Below are 19,330 nucleotides of genomic sequence, written 5' to 3'. Positions count from 1 at the left end.
CCGATCTCCCGGAGGCAGCTGGACACCGTGTTCTCGCAACGCTAGACAACGCATGACCACCGACCACCGGTTCCCATGTCTCCTGTGACAACTCTCACCATACATGTCCCGGTCGGCGGGACAAACTCGGCGATGAGGCCGTCACCGGTTTACCTTCGGTTCACAGAGAAGTACCCATTCGCGGCGGGCCGATAACCCAGATACAGCGCACCGGCGGCCAGCACACCCTGCAGAACGCCCGCCGCACCGGCTACGAAGGCCGCCGCGCCGGTACCGCCGCTCACCGCGAACAGCGCGGTGAGCAGGTCGAACAACAGCAGGATGCCGCCGATCGTCAGCACCACCCGCGCCCAGGACCGGCCGCGGCCGAATTGGTGGGCCACGGCGGCGGTCACCGCCAGCAAGCCCAGCCCGGCCACGATGGTGAACACGATGATGATCGAGACCGCCAGCTGGGCGGCGGCGAGCGGGGCGTTCGGGTCGGAGGCCCGGGCGGCGTCGAGGATGCCGCGCTCGAGTTCGGCGCGCCGGTCGAGCAGCGCGAGCACCCCGGCGATCACGCGCACCAGGCCGACCGCGACCACGCCCCACCACAGCTGGGTCGCGATGCGCACCTCTTCCGGTGCGGGGGCAGGCTCCGCGGGCGGACCGAGAGGGCTGGGCGGATACCTCACGACAGCCAGTGCGCGGCCTCGGTCGCCCAGTAGGTCAGCACGATGTCCGCGCCCGCCCGGCGAATGCCGACCAGCGACTCGAGCACGGCGGCGCGCCGGTCGATCCAGCCCCGCTCGGCGGCGGCGGTGATCATCGAGTACTCCCCCGAGATCTGGTAGGCCGCCACCGGCACCGGGGAACGGTCGGCGACCTCGCGCAGGATGTCCAGGTACGACATGGCGGGCTTGACCATCACGATGTCGGCGCCCTCGGCCAGGTCCAGATCCAGCTCGTGCATCGACTCGCGGCGATTGGCCGGGTCCTGCTGGTAGGTGCGGCGGTCCCCCTGGAGCGAGGACGACACCGCTTCCCGGAACGGCCCGTAGAAGGCCGAGGAATACTTGGCGGCGTAGGCGAGGATGCCGGTGTCGGTGCGGCCGACCGCGTCCAGACCGCGGCGGATCGCGCCCACCTGGCCGTCCATCATGCCGCTGGTGCCGAGCAGGTCTGCCCCGGCCTCGGCCTGCGCGAGCGCCATGTCCACATAGCGGTGCAGGGTGGCGTCGTTGTCGACGTGGCCGTCGGCGGCGAGCACCCCGCAGTGGCCGTGGTCGGTGAACTCGTCGAGACAGGTGTCGGCCATGATCACGGTGGCGTCGCCGACCTCCTCGGCCAGCGCGCGCAGCCCGCGGTTCAGGATGCCGTCCGGGTCGCTGGCCTGGCTGCCCGCCGGGTCCTTGTCCTCCGGCCGTGGCACGCCGAACAGCATCAGACCGCCGACCCCCGCCGAGACCGCCTCCGTGGCGGCCTTGCGCAACGAATCCATCGAGTGCTGCTGCACGCCGGGCATCGACCCGATCTCACGCGGTTCGTCCAACCCGTCGGCGACGAACATGGGCAGCACCAAATGGCGTGGCTCCACTGTGGTTTCGGCCACCAGGCGACGCAACGCGGGGGTACGGCGCAACCGCCGTGGGCGGTCCATTCCGGTCATATTCGCACCATACGCCTGCGGAAAACGGACGTCGCGCCGGCCTCGGGGATGCTGCGGAACGCCCGATTCGCCCGCGCGGCCGTTCCCCGCCGCCAGCCGCGAACGGTGGCCCGAAGCGAATCCGGGGCCGAGCCGCGCTCGGTCGGCCCGCGCACCGTTGCGCAGCCGACGGCAACCCTTCCGCAACACCAATTCCCTTGCGCCACCGCCGTTTCTGTCGGTGGTCACCGCTAGAATCGACAGTGTGTTCGACCGGGAATCGTCCGCATCCCGGTCGCGAGGGGAGGATTCAGGTGCCTGCTACCGCAACCGCGCACAACCCGTCCACCGGCCGCAGGAACGAGCCGATCACGCCCTACCACCCGCTGCGCCGCCGTCCGCTGCCGCCCGGTAAGCCGCGCAGCTGGTACGTCAGGCACAACCGGCGGCTCAAGGCGATGCGGTTGAGCATCGCCCTGCTCGACTCCGGCGTCTACCTGCCCAGCCAGGCCGGCAACGAGCGCATCAGGGAGACAGCACGACTCGTCGGCATCCGCCCACCCTCGGACGCCACCTGCCGCATGGTCCGCACCCTGCTGCGCTACAGCCGCTGATTCGCTACCGGCTGCGACGGCTCTTCTTGCGCGGCGGGGGCAGCAGGCCCTCGGCGCGCAGCCGGGCGGCGTGCTCGGCCAGTGCCTCGACCAGCGGGCCCACCTGGGCGACCTCGGGCTGCACGTCGACCCGCAGACCGAATTCCACGGCGGTCTCGGCGGTCTTGGGCCCGATGCACGCCACGATGGTGCGCGCGTGCGGCTTGCCCGCGATACCGACGAGGTTCCGCACGGTGGACGAGGAGGTGAACAGGACCGCGTCGAAACCGCCGGTCTTGATCATCTCGCGGGTCTCGGCGGGCGGCGGCGAGGCGCGCACCGTCCGGTACGCGGTCACGTCGTCGATCTCCCAGCCGCGGTCGCGCAGCCCTTCGGCCAGCGTCTCGGTGGCGATGTCCGCGCGCGGCAGCAGCACCCGGTTGACCGGGTCGAACACGTCGTCGTAGGGCGGGAAGTCGGCCAGCAGGCCCTCGGAGGACTGCTCACCGGAGGGCACCAGTTCGGGGTTGATGCCGAACGAGCGCACCTTGTCCGCGGTGGCCTCGCCGACACAGGCGATCTTCACACCGGAGAAGGCGCGCGCGTCCAGGCCGAACTCGGCGAACTTCTCCCACACCGCGCGCACGGCGTTGGTGGAAGTGAAGACCACCCACTGGTAGCGCCCGTCGACCAAGCCCTTCACCGCGCGCTCCATCTGGGCGGGGCTGCGCGGCGGCTCGACGGCGATGGTGGGCACCTCCATCGGGATGGCGCCGTGGGTGACCAGCCGTTCGCTCATCTCGGCGGCCTGATCCTTGGTGCGCGGCACCAGCACGGTCCAGCCGTAGAGCGCCCGCGACTCCCACCACGACATCTTCGACCGCGAGGAGACGACCTTGCCGATGGTCACCACCAGCGGGCCGACCAGCTCGGAGGCCGCGCTGTTGAGGGTCGCCAGCGTCGCCTCGATGGTGCGCTGCTGACGGGTGGTGCCGCGCACGGTCACCGCGACCGGGGTCTGCGGCGCCATGCCGTGCTCGACCAGCGCGCTCGCGGTCTCGGCGAGGTGGCCGGAGGTGGCGTGCAGGACCAGCGGGCCGGGCGCGGCGGCCAGCGCGGCCCAGTCGACCTCGCCGCGCACATCGGCCTCGGTGTGGCCGGAGCCGAGCGCGATGCCCGCGTAGCTGGGCACGGCCGAACCGTTCGGCAGGCCGGGCAGCACCTCGAAGACCATGTGCGAGCGGGTGACCGCGGTGACCTCGGTGATCACCGAATCGGTGGTGAGCGGATCACCGGCGACGACGCGCACCACGTCGTGACCGCCCCGCGCCTCGGCGATCAGGGTCTTGGCGACCTCGGCGGGCTCGCCGAGGGCGGGCCGCACATCGACCGGGCTGGTGCCGTCCTCGTTCGGCTCCACCGCCGTGCCGATCAGCGCGAGCACACCCTTGTCCACGTCGGGATCGGTGAAGGCCAGTGTCGCTCGGCCGAGCACCTCCCGCGCGCGCACGGTGAGCAGCGCCGGGTCCCCGGGACCCGACCCGACGAACAGGATCCGACCGGGGTGCTTCTTGGTGGCTCGGCTCATTGGGGGTTCTCCATCGGACTGGGATTGCTGAGGTCTGTCTCTGGCGGGCGCACCGCGCCGGTCCCGGAGCGCGCGCCCGGCTCCGTGGCCGCCACCTCGACGAGCAGCTCGCGCGCGCCGAGTTCCAGCAGTTCGCGGGCCAGCGCGCGGCCGAGCTCGGCCGCCCGCTCCGGATCGCCGACCACCGAGGCGCGCAGCACCTCCGAGCCGTCCACCGCGGCGGCGCAGCCGCGCAGCGAGAGCTCCTCGACGATCCTGCCGTCGTCGTCGAGCGATTCGACGACCTCGGCCAGCGCGCCGACGGGGGCGGTGCAGCCGGCCTCCAGTTCGGCGAGCAACGCGCGCTCGGCCACCACCGCGGCTCTGGTCGCCGCGTCGTCGAGCTCGGCCAGCGCCTCGATGAGGGCGGCGTCCTCGCTGCGGCACTCCACCGCGAGCGCGCCCTGGGCGGGCGCGGGCAGCATCTGCACGGGTTCGAGCGCCTCGGTGATCACCGCGGTCCGCCCGATCCTGGACAGGCCCGCGCGGGCCACCACGACGGCGTCCAGCTCACCGTCGGTGACCCGGGCGAGTCTGCTGTCGAGGTTGCCGCGCAGCGGCACGATGTCCAGGCCGAGCCCGAGCGCGCGCAGCTGAGCCACCCGGCGCGGGGCCGAGGTGCCGACCTTCGCGCCCGCGGGCAGTTCACCGAGCACCAGGCCGTCCCGGGCGACCAGCGCGTCGCGCGGGTCCTCGCGCGGGGGGATCGCGGCGATGACGAACCGCGGGTCCGGCGCGGTCGGCAGGTCCTTGTAGGAGTGCACCGCGAGGTCGATGGTGCCCGCCGCGAGTTCGTCGCGCAGCGCCGAGGTGAACACCCCGACGCCGATCTTCTGCACCGGGTCCGACGACATGTCGCCGGGCGTTTTGACCACCACCAGTTCGGCCGGGCGGCCGGCCGCGATGAGCGCATCGCGGACCGTGCCCGCCTGGGTCATCGCCAGCAGGCTGCCGCGGGTGCCGATCCGCAGCGGCGTACCCGTCGCCGCGGCGCCCACGTTGCCCTGTTCCTGCGCGACGATCATGCCGGCTTTCCCTCCTCGCCGAGGTGCTGCTCGAAATCCAGGCGGTGGCCCGGGGTGAAGTCGTCGGCCAGTCCGGCCGTACGGTCGGGGCCGATCGCGGTGATCTCCATCGGCGCCGCGACCGCCTGCGCCGCACCCGGCTTGAGCTCGAACAGCTCGCGCAGGGCCTCGGCGTAGCTGTCGCCGCCCGGGGTGGAGGCCAGCTGCTTGACCCGCACGGTCGGCGCGTGCAGCAGCTTGTCGACCACGCGGCGCACGGTGCGCGCGACCTCGTCGCGTTCCGGCTCGGCCAGGCCGGGCAGCCGCGAATCCAGCCGCAGCAGTTCGGCTTCCACCACTTCGGCGGCACGCTGCCGCAGCGCGGCCACGGTCGGGGTCACTTCGGCCATCCGCTGGCCGGCCAGGTACTTGGCGAGTTCTTCGGCGACGATCGAGCGCGCGGCGGCGGTGTCGTCGGCGGCCGCGCCGGCCGCCGGATCGCGCTGCAGGGACTCGATGTCGATCACCGCGACACCGGGCAGCCCGGCGACGGCGGGTTCCACGTCACGCGGCAGGCCGAGGTCGCAGAACACCAGCGGCCGGTCACCGGCCGGGAATTCGGCGCGGTCCCGGTCGGCCAGCGCACGATGGGTGTCGGCCAGGGTCACCACGGCGCCGACGGCACCGGTACAGGAGAGCACCACGTCGGCGGCCGACATCGCCTCGTGCAGGCGGTCGAGTTCCAGCGCCGAGGACTCCACCCCGTAGGAGGCCGCGGTCTCGGCCAGCCTGCGCGCGCGCTCGATGGTCCGGTTGACCACGATGATGCGGCCGATCCCGGCGCGCGCCAGGTGCGCGACCGACAGTCCGCCCATCGCGCCGGCGCCGACCACGACGGCGGTACGGCCGGCCAGGTCACCGAGCACCTGCCCGGCGCGATCCAGCGCGACCGAGACCACCGACGCGCCCGCGCGGTCGATGCCGGTCTCCGAATGCACCCGCTTGCCGACCCGCAGCGCGTGCTGGGCCAGCTCGTGCAGGGTGCGGCCGACGGCCTGCTGGGCGTCGGCGGTGGCGTAGGCGCCGCGGATCTGGCTGAGCACCTGCTGCTCGCCGACCACCATCGAGTCCAGCCCGCTGGCCACCGCGAACAGGTGCTCGGCGGCGGCCTCGCTGTAGCGGACGTAGGCGTGCTTGGTCAGGTCGGGCATGGCGAGCCCGGAATGCCTGGTGAGCAGTTCACCCACCTCGGCGAGACCGCCGTGGAAGGCGTCGACGACCGCGTAGACCTCCACGCGGTTGCAGGTCGAGACGATCATGGCCTCCGAGATGTGGCTGGAGGCGAGCATCTTGTCGATCAGCTTGGGTCGGTCGGCGTCGGTGATCGCTACTTTCTCGAGCACCGAGACGGGGGCGCTGCGATGCGAGACCCCGACGAGAAGAACGCTCATGGTGTGACCACCGATCCCTTGCTGGTTGGCTCCATTGCCGTGTGCGAGGTAGCCGCGTGTGCGGCGGAACGCTGGATGGCCGCGGGCGCGGCCGGGGTGTGCCCGCCGGGTACCCGGCGGGCGATGCGCCCCGAGGAGGCCGCTTCGGGCAGCGGCTCGGGCTCGGCATTGCGCGCCCGCTCGAAGGACAGCAACTGCATCTCCACGGCCAGGTCCACCCGGCGCACCTCTACGGTGGGCGGGGCGCTCAGGCCGAGGGCGGCGAAGCTCAGGATGGACTGCAGCCCGGCGGCGACCAGCTGGTCGCACACGCCCTGGGCGGCCTCGTCGGGCACCGCGAGCACCGCGATGGTGGGGTGCAGTTCGGCGACGTCGGCGGCCAGCCGCGCGATGTCGCGCACCACCAGTCCGGCCACCGACCGGCCGATGACGGCGGGATCGTTGTCGTAGATGCCGACGACGGTGAAGCCGCGCCGCCGGAAACCGCCGTAACCGACCAGGGCGCGGCCCAGATTTCCCGCGCCGATGAGGATCACGCGGTGTCCGTCGGACAGTCCGAGCACGTCCTCGATCCTGGCCCGCAACTTGGCCACGTCATAGCCGACACCCCGGACGCCGTTGGGCCCGAGGAACGACAGATCCTTGCGCAGCTTGGCCGAATTGACACCCGCCGCGACAGCGAGTTCCTCACTCGATACGATGAGCACACCGTCGTCGGCGAGCATGGCGAGGACCCGCAGATAGGCGGCCAGCCGCGCCACCGTGGCCTGCGGAATGTCCTTCTGCACAGCGCGCAGAGCCCCGCCGGAGACGCCACCTGGCGTCTCATGCTGCTCTGTCACGTCGTCGGCTCCTCGCTGCCGAACCTGCGCACAGGCAGGCCCGGTACGTCGCTCGACCTCCGGCCCGGGCGCACGCGCCCCGGTACCCTGGTCGATTTTGTCGGATTTCATGGCGGCTCCGCAGCCTCGGCATGCGGGTCGCGTGCCACCACCGTAACCGCTTGTGAAGCCATGCACAAAGTCGGTGAAATTGGCCTCATTTTCCGCCGCGACCAGCACGGCATCGAAAACGGACTACGATCGCGCCCGCTCAGCGCCCCAGATCGGCGCGCAACCGCGCCTCGTCGACGTCGAAATAACTGTGCTCGTTGCCATCCAGCAACACCACCGGCAGCCGGTCGCCGTACTCGGCGCGCAGGCCGGGGTCGGTCGCGGCGGCCTCGTCGACGTCCACCGTGCCGGGCTCGATATCGAAATCGGCACAGATCGCGCGCAGTTGCTCGAGTGCGGTGGCACACATTCCGCAGCCCGCCCGCGTCAGCAATGTCACAGTGTGAGCCGGGCCCGATCCGCCGCGCCGCGAGCCGTTTTCCGTGGAATCTGTCATGGCGGCTATTAAATCGTGGGCGACGAGGATTGGGCGCTAGTGTGGACGTGGTTCGCGCGGACGGGCGGAGGTTGTGGTGCCGGAACGATCGAAGGTGGACAGGACGGGTTTCATCGCCGGCCGGTTCGGCGAGTTTCCGGTGCGGTGGAACCTGGGTCCGCTGGGGCAGGGCCTACAGGACCAGCTCGCGCGCATCGCGCGGAGCCCCTTCGGCCCCAGCGAGGAGGAGCTACGCGCCAACCTCGCGGGTGAGGCCAGTGCCGACGCGGCGCTCTCGCTGCACGAATCCGAGCTGGAGGACCACACCGCCGAGGTGCCGCGCGATCTCACCGCGGCGGCGTTCTTCGACGTGGACAACACGATGGTGCAGGGCGCCTCGATCGTGCACTTCGCCCGCGGGCTGGCCGCGCGCAAGTACTTCAAGACCTCCGATCTGCTCGATGTCGCCTGGAAGCAGGTGAAGTTCCGGGTCACCGGTAAGGAGAGCAGCACCGACATGGCCTCCGGCAAGGAGAAGGCGCTGGCCTTCATCGCCGGGCGCTCCACCGCCGAACTGGCGGCGCTCGGCGAGGAGATCTACGACGAGATCATCGCCGACAAGATCTGGCCGGGCACCAGGGCGCTGGCCCAGATGCACCTCGACGCCGGCCAGCAGGTGTGGCTGGTGACGGCGACGCCGGTGGAGCTGGCGCAGGTGATCGCCAAGCGGCTCGGGCTGACCGGCGCGCTCGGCACGGTCGCCGAGAGCGTGGACGGCAAGTTCACCGGGCGCCTGGTCGGCGACATCCTGCACGGCCTCGGCAAGGCCCACGCCGTGCGTGCGCTGGCCATCCGGGAGGGCTTGAACCTCAAGCGCTGCACGGCCTACTCCGACAGCCACAACGACGTACCGATGCTCTCGCTGGTCGGCACCGCGGTGGCGATCAACCCCGACGCCGACCTACGCGAGGTGGCCAAGAACCGGGGCTGGGAGATCCGGGATTTCCGCACCGGCCGCAAGGCCGCCAAGATCGGCGTACCGACCGCGCTCGCACTGGGTGCCGCGGGCGGCGCGGTGGCGGCGGCGGTGACCCGCCGCCGGGAGAACCTGTAGCGCGCCCTACCCGGTGAACGGGTTGCGGCGCTTGGTCAGCAGCTTGTAGAGCGTCTGCTGGATGGTCTCGCGGACCTGGTCGGTGACCTCGAACATGGTCATCGGATCGTCGGCGGCCTCCGGCTCGTAGGCCGTGGTGGGGATCGGCTCGCCGAATTCGATGTACCACTTCGACGGCAGCGGGACCGCGCCGAGCAGGCCGAGATGCGGGAAGGTCGGCGTCACCGGGAAGTAGGGCAGGCCGAGCAGCCGAGCCAGCGGCTTGATGTCGGCCAGCTTGGGATAGATCTCCTCCGAGCCGACGATCGAGCACGGGATGATCGGCACGCCGGTGCGCACGGCGGCGGCGACGAAGCCGCCCCGGCCGAAGCGCTGCAGCTTGTAGCGGTCGGCGTAGCTCTTGCCCACGCCCTTGAAGCCCTCGGGAAACACTCCGGTGAGCTCACCGGAACGCAGCAGCCGTTCGGCGTCCTCGCGGCAGGCCAGGGTGTGGCCCGCCTTGCGAGCGAGCACGCCGAGCACCGGGAGTTCGAAGATCAGATCGGCGGCCAGCAGCCGCAACGCGCGGTGCGCGACATGCCGGTCGTGCACGGCCAGCTGGAGCATCAGCCCGTCCACCGGCACGGTGCCCGCATGATTGGCCACGATGAGCGCGCCGCCGGTGGCCGGGATGTTCTCGATGCCGCGGACCTCGACCCGGAACCAGTGCTCGGCCAGCGGACGCAGCGCCGGCAGCAGGACGTTCTCCAGCAGGTCGGCGTCGAAGCCGAATTCGTCGACCCGGTAGTCGCCGGCGAGCCTGCGGCGGGCGAACTCGGCGGTGGCGCTGATCTGCTTGCCGAGCTTGCCGCGCACGAGGTCGCCCAGCGACTGCGGCACCGGCGGTTCGCTCGCGGCGCGACGCTCGAGCAGGGAGGTGACGCGGCCCGCGGGTGCGCCGGGCGGCGGCTCGGGCCAGCGCCGGGCGGCCGGACGCGGCCGGGTCTCGGCGGTCACGTCGTGCAGGTGGATGACTTTGGCAACGTCGTTCATGTGTGTGCTCCCGTACCGGCCCCGAGCAGGCCGAGCAGTTTGTGTTCTGCGGCATCGATCCAGCGCGGATCGATGACGGGTCGCAGCGCTGCGCCCCCGATGAAGTCGTCGAACGCCTGAACCGTCGTCCACCGCGGCTCGAACCCGAGTTCGGTCCGCATGCGGGTGGTGTCCAGGCCACACCCGAAATGGAAGTAGTCGAGCTGTTCGGCACTGAAGTCACGCATCACCGTTTCCATCAGCGCGCGCCCCGCGGTGCGGAACACGGCGAACGGAAGCGGTAGTTCCAGTCTGCCCGAACGACGCACGGCTTGCGAGAGCGTGAGCGCGCCGTCGCCCGCGACGTTGTAGGTGCCGCCGCGGGCGGTGCGGGCGGCGTGCGCCAGAGCCGCGACCGCGTCCTGCTCGTGCAGCAGCTGCATCCTGGCATCGCGGCCGAAGACCGTCGGCGCGACCGGCCAGCGCAGGTACTGCACGCCGCGGCGGGCCAGCCGCGGCCCCACCGTGGGCGCCAGGCGGAGAATGGCGGCGCCGATATCGGGACGGCGCCGGGCCATGCCGCGTACGAATCCTTCGATTTCGATCATGTCGCGCGCGAACCACCCGCTCGGCGGCTTACGCGCACTCATTTCCTCGGTGAATTTCGCCGGATCCTTCGGGCTGCAGCCGTACACCGCCGAACTCGAGCGAACGACCACTCTACGAACCGACGGGGTTTTCTGGCAGACGGCGAACAGTTGCATGGCGCCGAGGACGTTGAGATCTTTCATCACCGCGCGGCCACCGGGCGACGGCGGACGGGACAGCACCGCGGTATGCACCACAGTGTCCACCTCGTTGCCTCCGATCACCTTGCGGATCAACGGATTCCGAATATCGGCGCGCACGAATTCGGCGCGCCCCATGCGGCGTTGCAGCTCGCGGCCCGGCGTCATGGTGTCCACCGCGATGATACGTTCCACCGCCGGGTCCTGGGCGAGTTCGGCGACGACGTGCCCGCCGAAGAAACGGCTCGCACCGGTGACCAGCACCACCTTGGGTGCGTGTGCGTCCCTCGCCTCAGAACCCACGTGCGAATCCCACCTGCCAGGCCCCCGATTGATTATTCGTCACAAGAGTAACCGCTGAACTCCGCGATCGCGGAGAGTATTTACGAGGATCTAACGATGACTTCAGTCACCGGATACACAGCGGTTTCAAACCGAAATATTTCAAAAAGCGAGGCCCGCCACCGTGATCGGTGACGGGCCTCGCTTCGCGGTGATCGCGCAGGCTCACTTGCCGAGTTTGCGCCGCTGGACACGCGTGCGGCGAAGCAGCTTGCGGTGCTTCTTCTTCGACATGCGCTTGCGGCGCTTCTTGATCACAGAACCCATAGGGTGTCCTCGCGTTCTCTCTACTCGGCGCGCACGCGGTGACGTACGCCTAGCTGATTTCGGCGCCCGCGCCGCCGGACACCACGAACTGGCGCCGCAGGCAGGCGGACACGAACCGAGGTTTCATCCTACCGGTAGCCCCACCCGCCTCGGCCGCGGGGAGGACCGTGGCTCACCCGGCGTCGAAGTAGGACGTCTCCAGGTAGTCGTGGACGGCTTTGGCATGGACGCGGAAGGACCGGCCGACGCGCACCGCGGGCAGCTCGCCCGAGTGCACCAAGCGGTAGACGGTCATCTTCGACACCCGCATCAGATTGGCCACCTCGGCGACGGTGAGGAACTGGGTACCACCGCCGAGCACGGACTGGCCCGGCGAACCGGGACCGTTCTGCGCCCGGGAGCCGCCGCGGCCGCCGGACGGGCCCGGCGTTCCTGGTGACGATCCCGAGCTGTTTCCAGACATCTTGTTCGAAGACATCATTGCACCATCGACCTCCGGCACGTCCGCGCCGCCGGCTTCCCCACCGGCGGAACAGACACGCACGTGCTCCTTGAAGCTTAGCGGGACCAGTGGGATTACTGCGACGGGTGTGAGAAATCAGCCGCTCACGCCGGATTCATACCGTGGTCACTCCGCCGACGCGCCCTGTTCGGCCGAACGCTCCTTCGCCGCGTGCAAAGCCTCCAGGAATGCCGAGCGTACTCCTGCGCGCTCGAGCTCGCGAAGGGCCGCCGCGGTGGTGCCGGCGGGCGAGGTCACCGCGGCGCGCAATTCCACCGCGCTCTGCTCGGCCTCGTCCAGCAACGCGGCCGAGCCGACCATCGTCTGCACCACCAGATCGGTCGCGATGTCGCGGGACAGGCCGAGGCTGACGGCCGCATCGATCATGGCCTCGACGACCAGGAAGAAATAGGCGGGACCGGAGCCGGACACCGCGGTCACCGCGTCCATCTGCGACTCCGCGACCGTGACCACCTTGCCCACGGTGCCGAGCACCTCGGTGACCAGCTCGAGCTGGCTCGGCTTGGTGTAGCGGCCCGGCGCGAGCACGATCATGCCCTGCCCGACCAGCATCGGGGTGTTCGGCATGACCCGCACGACCGGGAACCCGGCGGGCATCTTGGCCTCCAGCCGGGCGGTCGGCACACCCGCGGCCAGCGAGACCAGCACCTGGTCGAGGTCGCCCGCGTTCAGCTCGGCCTTGCCCAACTGGGTCAGCACGGTGTCGACATCGCCGGGCTTCACCGCGATCACCAGCAGGTCGGCGCCGATGGCGGCATCGGCGACCTCCCCGGTGACCCGCACCCCGAATCGGCTCGCCACCAGCTCGGCCCGGTCCTGGTGGGTCTCGACGACCACCAGGTCCTTGCTCGCCCGGCCGGATTCGAGCAGCCCGGCGATCAACGCCTCCCCGATCCGGCCTCCACCGATCACCGCAATTCTCGTCATGGCCCTAAAGGCTAGCCTCGTCCGTCCCTCGGCTGTGGCAGCAGTGCGAGTTGCCTGCTCTGGGCGACCACCGCGCCGGTGCTGTCGAGCACGAGCTGATCACAATCGAACATGCGTGCACCCACCTCCTGGGTGGTGGCGACGACGCGCAGCCAGCCCGGCGCCGGCCTGCGCCGCAGGTAGGTGGTCATCTGCACGGTCGGGGCCCAGCCGAAGTGGCCGAGGTTCATCGGCACCGGCGGGCTCATGTCGGCGGCCATCATGGCGAAGTAGGCGGCCACGTCGGGATCGCGCTGGTCGCCCTCGAACGGCCGGATCCACATCCGCAGCCGGGGCACGCCCTGTTCGCCGTCGAGGAAGCGGGCCCACTCCCGATCCAGCGCGAGGTCGGCACCCTTGGCGACGTTGACGACCTTGCCCAGCGGCGAGCCCTCGTATTCCATCGCCCCGGCGGGCGGCTCGACCGGCATGTCGTCGTGGCGGTGGGCGAACCGCGGTTCGGCGTCGTCGAGCCTGCCGAAGGTGAAGGCGGTGCGCACCTTCGCCGTATCGTTCTGTGTCAAGGTGACGTCGACCAGGCAGATCTGGCGGCCGATCTTGCGGGTGCGCACCTCGTAGCCGACCTCGCCCGGCTCCGGCGCGCCCAGGAAGTCCGAGCTCGCGGCGATGGGGGCCATCCCGGCCGGCGCCGATCCGTCCGCGCGCAGCCAGGCGGTGGCCGCGGCGGCGCTGGCGGCCACCATCGTGCCGCCGTGCACCTTGGGACCGATGGTCCACACGGGGTCGATGACACCGCGGTAGCGCCCGGCGTCCGGGGTCGGGCCGGGCAGCGCGGTCAGCGCGCAGACCGCGGCGAACGGGGCGTCGGTCGCGGTGGACCGGTCGAGGTCACCGCTCACGTCGGTCGTCATCGTCACTCCTTCGTCGCCTCGCGGGCCGGCGCGGCAGCGCGCGGGCCGTTCGTACAGCGTAGAACGACGGTTGCGCCGACCTCGTGGCGCCCGTGGGAGCTACTGCGAGTTCGCCTGGACCGAGGCCGGGCTCGGTGCGGGCGCGACGCCGTTGAGGTGCTCGCGGGCGAAGGCGAGGGTGCGGCGCAGCATGGCCGCGCGCTCGGTGGTGCTGCGCGCGTTCTGGGTGTTGATCTCGGCGACCGCGTGCCCGGCGAATCCGCTGCGCACCAGGTGCGCGCACACCTCGGCGCAGGGCTGGCTGCCGGTGCCGGGAATCAGGTGCTCGTCGTGCGCGGCGCCGCGGCCGTCGGCCAGATGCAGATGCGCCAGTCCCGCCCCCATCCTGGCGGCCAGCGCCAGCGGATCGGCGCCCGCGGTGGCCGTGTGTGACAGGTCGAGGGTGTAGTGCTGGAAGCCGGTGTCGGTCGGGTCGTAGGAAGGGCTGAACGCGGTCAGTCCCCAGCCGGGGCCGCCGCGGCGCGCCAACCGCCGCGCGGCCTTCTCACCGCGGCCGAACAACGTGTCGGCGCGCATGGGAAACATGTTCTCCACCGCGACGATCACCCGGTGGTGCTCCTCGAGCTCGGCGACCTGGTCGGCGAAGCCCTCGGCGTAGCGGCGCTGCCAGCGGAACGGCGGATGCACCACGACCGTGTCGGCGCCGAGTGCCTCGGCGGTGTGCACGCTGCGTTCGAGTTTGGCGATCGGGTCCGCGCCCCACACCCGCTGCGAGATGAGCAGGCACGGCGCGTGCACGGCCAGCACCGGCACGTCGTAGCGGCGCGCGTAACTCTGCACGGTCGCGATGCTCTGACTGGCCGGCTCGGCCCAGACCATCAATTCCACGCCGTCGTAGCCCAATTCGGCCGCATACCGGAAGGCGGCCTCGGTGTTCTGCGGGTAGACCGAGGCGGTCGACAGTCCGACCAGGATGTCGCGCCGGGAGGTGCCCACCCGGGTCCGATCCGACTGCCCGATGTGCCCCACGACCAACGCTCCCCTGATCAGTTCGTACTGAGTAGAAATGCCAGCGGCCCGAGCGTGACGAAGATGCCGACCACCACCGCGATGACGGTGCTGAGGATGTCGTCGGTGCGGCGCAGGATGCGCACCAGCGCCACCAACCCGAGGATGACGATCATCGCCAGGGCCAGCGCGACCCACGGCAGCATCTCCCACATCCGCTCGAAGCCCTTGAACATCAGCATGCCGGCGACGGCGGCCCCGGTGCTCTGCGCGCCCAGGATCATCCACTGGCGACGGTTGGCGTCGTGCTCGGCGTCGCGCGCCTTGCCACGGGTGCCCGCCCGGACGGCACCCGCCGCCGGAGCCCGGCTCTTCAGCCCCGGGAACCGCTGCGGCGTGGCCGATTTCACCCGCGCGGCCAGGCCCGACAACGCCGGCTTGCGGCGCGGCGCGGCGTCGTCGTCGGCGAGGTCGTCGTCGGCCAGGTCGTCGTCGGTCAGGTCGTCGTCGAAGTCCTCGTCGGCGAGGTCGTCGTCGAAATCGTCGTCCTCGTCGGCGAACGGACCGTAGACGTCGGTGAGGTGTTCGTCGGCGAACTCCGCACCGCCGAAGTCGTCCGCGAGATCCGCATCGAACTCGCCGTCGCGGTCGCGGGCGGGTGCCCGGCCGGCGCGCCGGGCCGCCTCGGCGCGCTCGACGCCGTCGCGCAGCAGGTCGCCCGCGACGGTGGAGCCGGAGACGAGTTGCTGGTCCTGGCTGGCCAGGCTCCACGCGGCGGTGGGGAGGCCACCCGATTCGGGCGCCCGCTCCGGCGGCGGAGCGGCGGGCGCCGGGGCGGGTGGCTTGTGCCTGCGGGCGGACCAGGCGGGCAGCGCGCCGCGGTCGCGAGCCGGTGGTGCCAGCGGCTCGGCGGGCTGTGGTGCGGGGCCCGGGCGCGGCGGCATCGGCGAGAGGGGGCGCGGGGCCGGGTCGGGATCAGGGACGGGCGGGGCCCAGGCGGCGGTGGGCGGGCCGGGCTCCTGACCGACCTCGACGTGGGTCTCCTCGGCGGCCTCGGCGGCACGGCGGCGCGCGGCGCGGCTCATCCGGCCGCTGTCGGGGCGCGCGGCCGGCTCCGGTGGTGCGGGTGGTGCGGTTGGTGCGGTTGGTGCGGCTGGTGCGGCTGGGTCGATAGGAGCCGCGCTCGCGCCGAACGACGCCGGGTCGAAGCCGGCGGTGGGACGGCCGACGATCATCGTGACGTTGTCGTCGGGATCGAGCTTGTGCCTGCGGCCGCCGCGCGAGGGTCGCGCGGGCTCCTCGGGCGCCGGCTCGCTCGCGGCGGGGGCGCCGTGCCGCGATCCGGTGGGCTCCGAGGGCGGCGCGAGCGGGTTGTAGCGGGTGATCGGGCCCGAAATCGGCGAGTGCGTGGGCAGTTCCGTCGCGGGCTCGGGCGGGGCGAACGAATCACGCTCGGGCGCGGGCGAATCGAAGCTCGACGGGACGAAGCCGCCGGAATCGAAGGCCGCGGGCTCGGCGGGCGCTTCGTCGTCGGCGGCCGAGTGCGCCGAATGCGAACCGCCCTCGCGGATCACCGGCAGGTCACCGGTCAGCTCGGCCACCGAGATGCCGCGCCCGGCGCGCCGCCGCCTGCCCCCACCGGAGGCCGCCTCGCGGCCGTTGCGGGCGAGCAGCTCCGCGACCGAGAGCTGCTTGGATTCCTCGCTCATGACGACACCGTTTCGATCGGGTCGGACAGCGCGGCCGCACCACCGGGCCGGGGCAGGCCGCCGCCCACCGCGCCCGGCATGGCTGCCGCTCGTGGTCCACCGCTCATATCGGTATCCAGTTTGCGCAGGATCAGCCCTTCCCGCAGCGCCCACGGGCAAATTTCGAGGGTGTCCAACGACAGCGCTCGCATACTCGCCTCCGCGACCAGTGCGCCGGCCACCAACTGCTGTGACCGATCCGAACTCACGCCTTCCAATTCTGCCCGGTCCGCGGCGGTCATCCGGGAGATGAACGCAATCAGCTGCCGCAGGCCGGAGCTGGTCAGTGTACGTCGAACACGCGGGCCCGCGCCCGAGGGCGCCGCGCCGGTCAGCCTGGCCAGCGAGCGGAACGTCTTGGACGTGCCGACGGCCAGGTCGGGTTTGCCCGCGTCGAGCAGTTGTTTGGCGGGCGCGACGAGTTCGGCGTCGAGCCAATCGCGCAGCACCGCGACGCGGCGCTTGCCCGGCGGGTCCTCGCGCAGCCACTGCCGGGTGAGCCTGCCCGCGCCGAGCTGCAGCGACAACGCGACATCGGGTTCCTCGTCGCCGCCGTTGCTCATCTCCAGCGAGCCACCGCCGATGTCGATGTTGAGGATGCGCCCGGCGCTCCAGCCGTACCAGCGGCGCACGGCCAGGAACGTCAGCCGCGCCTCGTCGACACCGCTGAGCACCTGCAGGTCCACCCCGGTCTCGGCGCGCACCCGCCCGAGCACCTCCTCGGAGTTCGCGGCCTCGCGCAGCGCCGAGGTGGCGAACGGCATCAGCTCCACGCACTGCGAGGTCTCGGCGATACTGGCGAACTCGGCGACCGTGGAGATCAGCCGCTCCGCGCCCTGGGTGGTGATGCGCCCCTCGTCGTCCATGTTCTCCGACAGGCGCAACGTGGCCTTGGTGGAGCTCATCGGCATGGGGTGCCCACCCCGGTGGGCGTCCACCACGAGCAGGTGGACGGTATTGCTTCCGACGTCGAGTACCCCTAGCCGCACATGAACACGGTACTGGGTCGACCAGCACTTACGAGTGGGCGACGTGAACTGTTAGCGTCGAATGCTGTGACGGTAGGCGCAGCGGCGGACAGCCGGACCCGGCCCCGACCAGCAGGCAAGATCGACCCCGCCCCCGAGGTGGATCTGGACTTTCCTCGCGAATGGATCGAATTCCTCGACCCGGCGAACGACGAGCATCTGATCGTCGCCGACCTGACCTGGCTGCTCTCCCACTGGACCTGCGTCTTCGGCACACCCGCCTGTCAGGGCATCATCGCCGACCGCCCCGACGACGGCTGCTGCTCGCACGGGGCGTTCCTCTCCGACGAGGAGGACCAGGAACGCCTGCGCGCCGCTGTGAAAATGCTCACACCGCAGGACTGGCAGCTCATGGACCAGGCCCGCAACGCCAAGGGCCGGGTGACCAAGAAGGGCTATCTCGAGCTCGACGAACTCGATGACGAGCCCGCGCTCCGCACCCGCCGCCACGAGGGCGCGTGCATCTTCCTCAACCGGCCGGGCTTCGCGGGCGGGGTCGGCTGCGCCCTGCACACGATGGCGCTGCGCCGCGGCCTGCCGCCGCACACCGTCAAGCCGGACGTGTGCTGGCAATTGCCGATCCGGCGCACCCAGGAGTGGGTGGACCGGCCCGACGGGGTGCAGATCCTGCGCACCGTGGTGACCGAGTACGACCGGCGCGGTTGGGGCCCCGGCGGCGAGGATCTGGACTGGTACTGCTCCGGCTCCCCGGACGCGCATGTCGGCGCCCGGCCGGTCTGGCAGTCCTACGCACCCGAACTCACCGAACTGCTCGGCGCGCCCGCCTACGAGGAACTGGCCAGGCACTGCCGCAGGCGGGAAGGGCTCGGCCTGATCGCCGTGCATCCGGCGACCGTACACGCCGCTCGCGCCGCCGAGCACGGCTGATACCAGGCGTTTCACCCGGCCGAGGAGGTTTCGGGAAATTTTGCGAAACGACGACATTTCACAGTGACGGTCATTTACTGTGCGCTTGCCCACACCCTGCGTGGGCAGCACAGGAGACGAACATCATGAGCATCACCACACAGCGCGGACTCGGCCGGATCGGCTCGACCGTCGCCGGGCTCACGGCCGCGACGGCGATCGTCGTGTTCGCCGCGCCCCACGCCAACGCCACCGTCGACTCGGTCACCGTGTCGGGGGCGACGCACCAGCTCGGCCAGACCTACACCCTGAAGGCGAAGCTGAGCGGCGCGAGCATCGGCCTGCTCGTGTACTGGACCGACAACGGACAGGACATCAGTGGACCGAAGGTGCCGTGGCCGGTCGGCGAATCCTCCATCGAGTGGACCCCGACCACCCCGGGCCAGCACCTGATCACCGCATCCCAGGGCGGCAGCACGAAAACCGTCGTGGTGAACGTCATCGATCCGAACGCCCCCGATCCCGACCCCGATCCCGACCCGGGCACCGATCCCGGCTCCGGCAGCAGCGCCGGCTCCGGCGGGCTCGGCGACCTGCTCGGCGGCCTCGCGGGCAGCAGCTAGGAGGCGGACATGACACGCACCGCACGCACCGCCGCGGCGCTGTTCGCCGCCGCGGCCGCGACCGTCCTGGTGGCGCCCTCGGCGCACGCCTCCGTGCAGTCGCTCGCGGTCGAGGGCAGCACCCACGTCGTCGGCGGCACCTACACCCTCACCGCCCAGGTCGGCGGCGCCTCCGGCGGTCTGCTGGTCTACTTCAGCGACAACGGCGAGTTCATCGGAGCGCCCACGGTGCCGTGGCCGCCCGGCAGCGCGACCATCGACTGGCAGCCCAGCACCCCGGGCAGGCACATCCTGACCGCCGAACAGGGCGGCAGCACCCAGTCGATCGTCGTGGAGGTCGAGGAGGCCGCGTCCCCGGGCAGCGGCAGCGGCAGCGGCGGATCCGGCACCGGCAGCGCACTGCTGCGCGGCCTGCTGTCCGGCAGCAGCAGCGGCAGCTGAACCGGCGGCCTGCGCGGGTCGGTGCCGTGACCCGCGCAGGCACCAGGACACCTCCCGGCAAT

21 protein-coding genes are annotated in these 19,330 nt (G+C 71.3%); 5 read left to right on the top strand and 16 right to left on the bottom strand.

Annotated features, from left to right (window positions below; all coding sequences use genetic code 11):
• Positions 1-149 precede the first annotated feature (149 nt).
• Complete coding sequence (locus AMO33_RS22930) at positions 150-614, bottom strand: hypothetical protein (protein ID WP_060594217.1); 465 nt, start codon at positions 612-614, stop codon at positions 150-152.
• 56 nt (positions 615-670) lie between these two features.
• The gene (gene hemB / locus AMO33_RS22925) at positions 671-1,648 is read right to left on the bottom strand and encodes a porphobilinogen synthase (protein ID WP_011211700.1); all 978 of its coding nucleotides are present in this window, start codon (positions 1,646-1,648) and stop codon (positions 671-673) included.
• A gap of 293 nt (positions 1,649-1,941) precedes the next feature.
• On the opposite strand from hemB, the gene AMO33_RS22920 reads away from it, so the two are divergent.
• Entirely contained in the window at positions 1,942-2,241 is a 300-nt protein-coding gene (locus AMO33_RS22920; protein ID WP_060594215.1) for a hypothetical protein, read from the top strand.
• 4 nt (positions 2,242-2,245) lie between these two features.
• Here the strand turns inward: AMO33_RS22920 and AMO33_RS22915 are convergent, their stop codons facing one another.
• From AMO33_RS22915 to AMO33_RS22895, 5 genes are all read right to left on the bottom strand, one after another.
• Positions 2,246-3,808 (bottom strand): bifunctional uroporphyrinogen-III C-methyltransferase/uroporphyrinogen-III synthase, encoded by a 1,563-nt coding sequence (locus AMO33_RS22915; RefSeq protein ID WP_060594213.1) that lies wholly within the window; start codon positions 3,806-3,808, stop codon positions 2,246-2,248.
• A complete protein-coding gene (gene hemC, locus AMO33_RS22910; RefSeq protein WP_050768175.1) occupies positions 3,805-4,872 on the bottom strand; it encodes a hydroxymethylbilane synthase in 1,068 nt (355 codons plus the stop codon). The genes AMO33_RS22915 and hemC overlap by 4 nt, the downstream gene beginning before the upstream one ends.
• Positions 4,869-6,302, bottom strand: coding sequence for a glutamyl-tRNA reductase (locus AMO33_RS22905; protein WP_060594211.1), 1,434 nt, complete (start codon positions 6,300-6,302; stop codon positions 4,869-4,871). The genes hemC and AMO33_RS22905 overlap by 4 nt, the downstream gene beginning before the upstream one ends.
• Positions 6,299-7,144 carry a redox-sensing transcriptional repressor Rex gene (locus AMO33_RS22900; RefSeq protein WP_060594209.1) on the bottom strand — a complete coding sequence of 282 codons (846 nt, stop codon included), beginning with the start codon at positions 7,142-7,144 and terminating at the stop codon, positions 6,299-6,301. The genes AMO33_RS22905 and AMO33_RS22900 overlap by 4 nt, the downstream gene beginning before the upstream one ends.
• A gap of 250 nt (positions 7,145-7,394) precedes the next feature.
• Positions 7,395-7,691, bottom strand: a complete 297-nt coding sequence (locus AMO33_RS22895) for a glutaredoxin family protein (RefSeq protein ID WP_050768176.1) — start codon at positions 7,689-7,691, stop codon at positions 7,395-7,397.
• Positions 7,692-7,785: 94 nt separating this feature from the next.
• Between AMO33_RS22895 and AMO33_RS22890 the strand changes: the two genes are divergently transcribed.
• Entirely contained in the window at positions 7,786-8,784 is a 999-nt protein-coding gene (locus AMO33_RS22890) for an HAD family hydrolase (protein WP_041561419.1), read from the top strand.
• 6 nt (positions 8,785-8,790) lie between these two features.
• Here AMO33_RS22890 and AMO33_RS22885 read toward each other — a convergent pair whose 3' ends face one another.
• From AMO33_RS22885 to AMO33_RS22850, 9 genes are all read right to left on the bottom strand, one after another.
• Complete coding sequence (locus AMO33_RS22885; RefSeq protein WP_060594207.1) at positions 8,791-9,816, bottom strand: lysophospholipid acyltransferase family protein; 1,026 nt, start codon at positions 9,814-9,816, stop codon at positions 8,791-8,793.
• Complete coding sequence (locus AMO33_RS22880) at positions 9,813-10,886, bottom strand: NAD-dependent epimerase/dehydratase family protein (protein ID WP_076574009.1); 1,074 nt, start codon at positions 10,884-10,886, stop codon at positions 9,813-9,815. Before AMO33_RS22880 ends, AMO33_RS22885 begins: the two co-directional genes overlap by 4 nt.
• A gap of 204 nt (positions 10,887-11,090) precedes the next feature.
• Positions 11,091-11,192: a 30S ribosomal protein bS22 gene (locus tag AMO33_RS30610; protein ID WP_003402602.1), complete on the bottom strand. Its 102-nt coding sequence runs from the start codon at positions 11,190-11,192 to the stop codon at positions 11,091-11,093.
• A 172-nt stretch (positions 11,193-11,364) separates the two neighbouring features.
• Positions 11,365-11,655, bottom strand: coding sequence for a helix-turn-helix domain-containing protein (locus AMO33_RS32675; RefSeq protein WP_228792216.1), 291 nt, complete (start codon positions 11,653-11,655; stop codon positions 11,365-11,367).
• Between the two features lie 165 nt (positions 11,656-11,820).
• A complete protein-coding gene (gene proC / locus AMO33_RS22870) occupies positions 11,821-12,642 on the bottom strand; it encodes a pyrroline-5-carboxylate reductase (protein ID WP_060594203.1) in 822 nt (273 codons plus the stop codon).
• A gap of 11 nt (positions 12,643-12,653) precedes the next feature.
• The gene (locus AMO33_RS22865) at positions 12,654-13,553 is read right to left on the bottom strand and encodes a thioesterase family protein (RefSeq protein ID WP_082668784.1); all 900 of its coding nucleotides are present in this window, start codon (positions 13,551-13,553) and stop codon (positions 12,654-12,656) included.
• 99 nt (positions 13,554-13,652) lie between these two features.
• The gene (locus AMO33_RS22860) at positions 13,653-14,549 is read right to left on the bottom strand and encodes a sugar phosphate isomerase/epimerase family protein (RefSeq protein ID WP_060595105.1); all 897 of its coding nucleotides are present in this window, start codon (positions 14,547-14,549) and stop codon (positions 13,653-13,655) included.
• A 50-nt stretch (positions 14,550-14,599) separates the two neighbouring features.
• Positions 14,600-16,270 (bottom strand): hypothetical protein, encoded by a 1,671-nt coding sequence (locus AMO33_RS32670; protein WP_060594202.1) that lies wholly within the window; start codon positions 16,268-16,270, stop codon positions 14,600-14,602.
• Positions 16,267-17,298 carry a Ppx/GppA phosphatase family protein gene (locus AMO33_RS22850; RefSeq protein WP_011211715.1) on the bottom strand — a complete coding sequence of 344 codons (1,032 nt, stop codon included), beginning with the start codon at positions 17,296-17,298 and terminating at the stop codon, positions 16,267-16,269. The genes AMO33_RS32670 and AMO33_RS22850 overlap by 4 nt, the downstream gene beginning before the upstream one ends.
• A gap of 120 nt (positions 17,299-17,418) precedes the next feature.
• Here AMO33_RS22850 and AMO33_RS22845 point away from each other — a divergent pair, with 120 nt between their 5' ends.
• The 3 genes from AMO33_RS22845 to AMO33_RS22835 all read left to right on the top strand — a co-directional run bounded on the left by AMO33_RS22845 (position 17,419) and on the right by AMO33_RS22835 (position 19,268).
• Positions 17,419-18,225 carry a hypothetical protein gene (locus AMO33_RS22845; protein ID WP_060595104.1) on the top strand — a complete coding sequence of 269 codons (807 nt, stop codon included), beginning with the start codon at positions 17,419-17,421 and terminating at the stop codon, positions 18,223-18,225.
• Positions 18,226-18,350: 125 nt separating this feature from the next.
• Complete coding sequence (locus AMO33_RS22840; RefSeq protein ID WP_060594200.1) at positions 18,351-18,827, top strand: hypothetical protein; 477 nt, start codon at positions 18,351-18,353, stop codon at positions 18,825-18,827.
• A gap of 9 nt (positions 18,828-18,836) precedes the next feature.
• Positions 18,837-19,268: an Ig-like domain-containing protein gene (locus AMO33_RS22835; protein WP_060594198.1), complete on the top strand. Its 432-nt coding sequence runs from the start codon at positions 18,837-18,839 to the stop codon at positions 19,266-19,268.
• Positions 19,269-19,330: the final 62 nt, after the last annotated feature.

Origin of the sequence: Nocardia farcinica, from assembly GCF_001182745.1 — a bacterium.
Lineage (GTDB): Bacteria > Actinomycetota > Actinomycetes > Mycobacteriales > Mycobacteriaceae > Nocardia > Nocardia farcinica.
The sequence above is the reverse complement of the archived record's forward strand: the minus strand, read 5'-3'. Positions and strand labels throughout refer to the sequence as shown.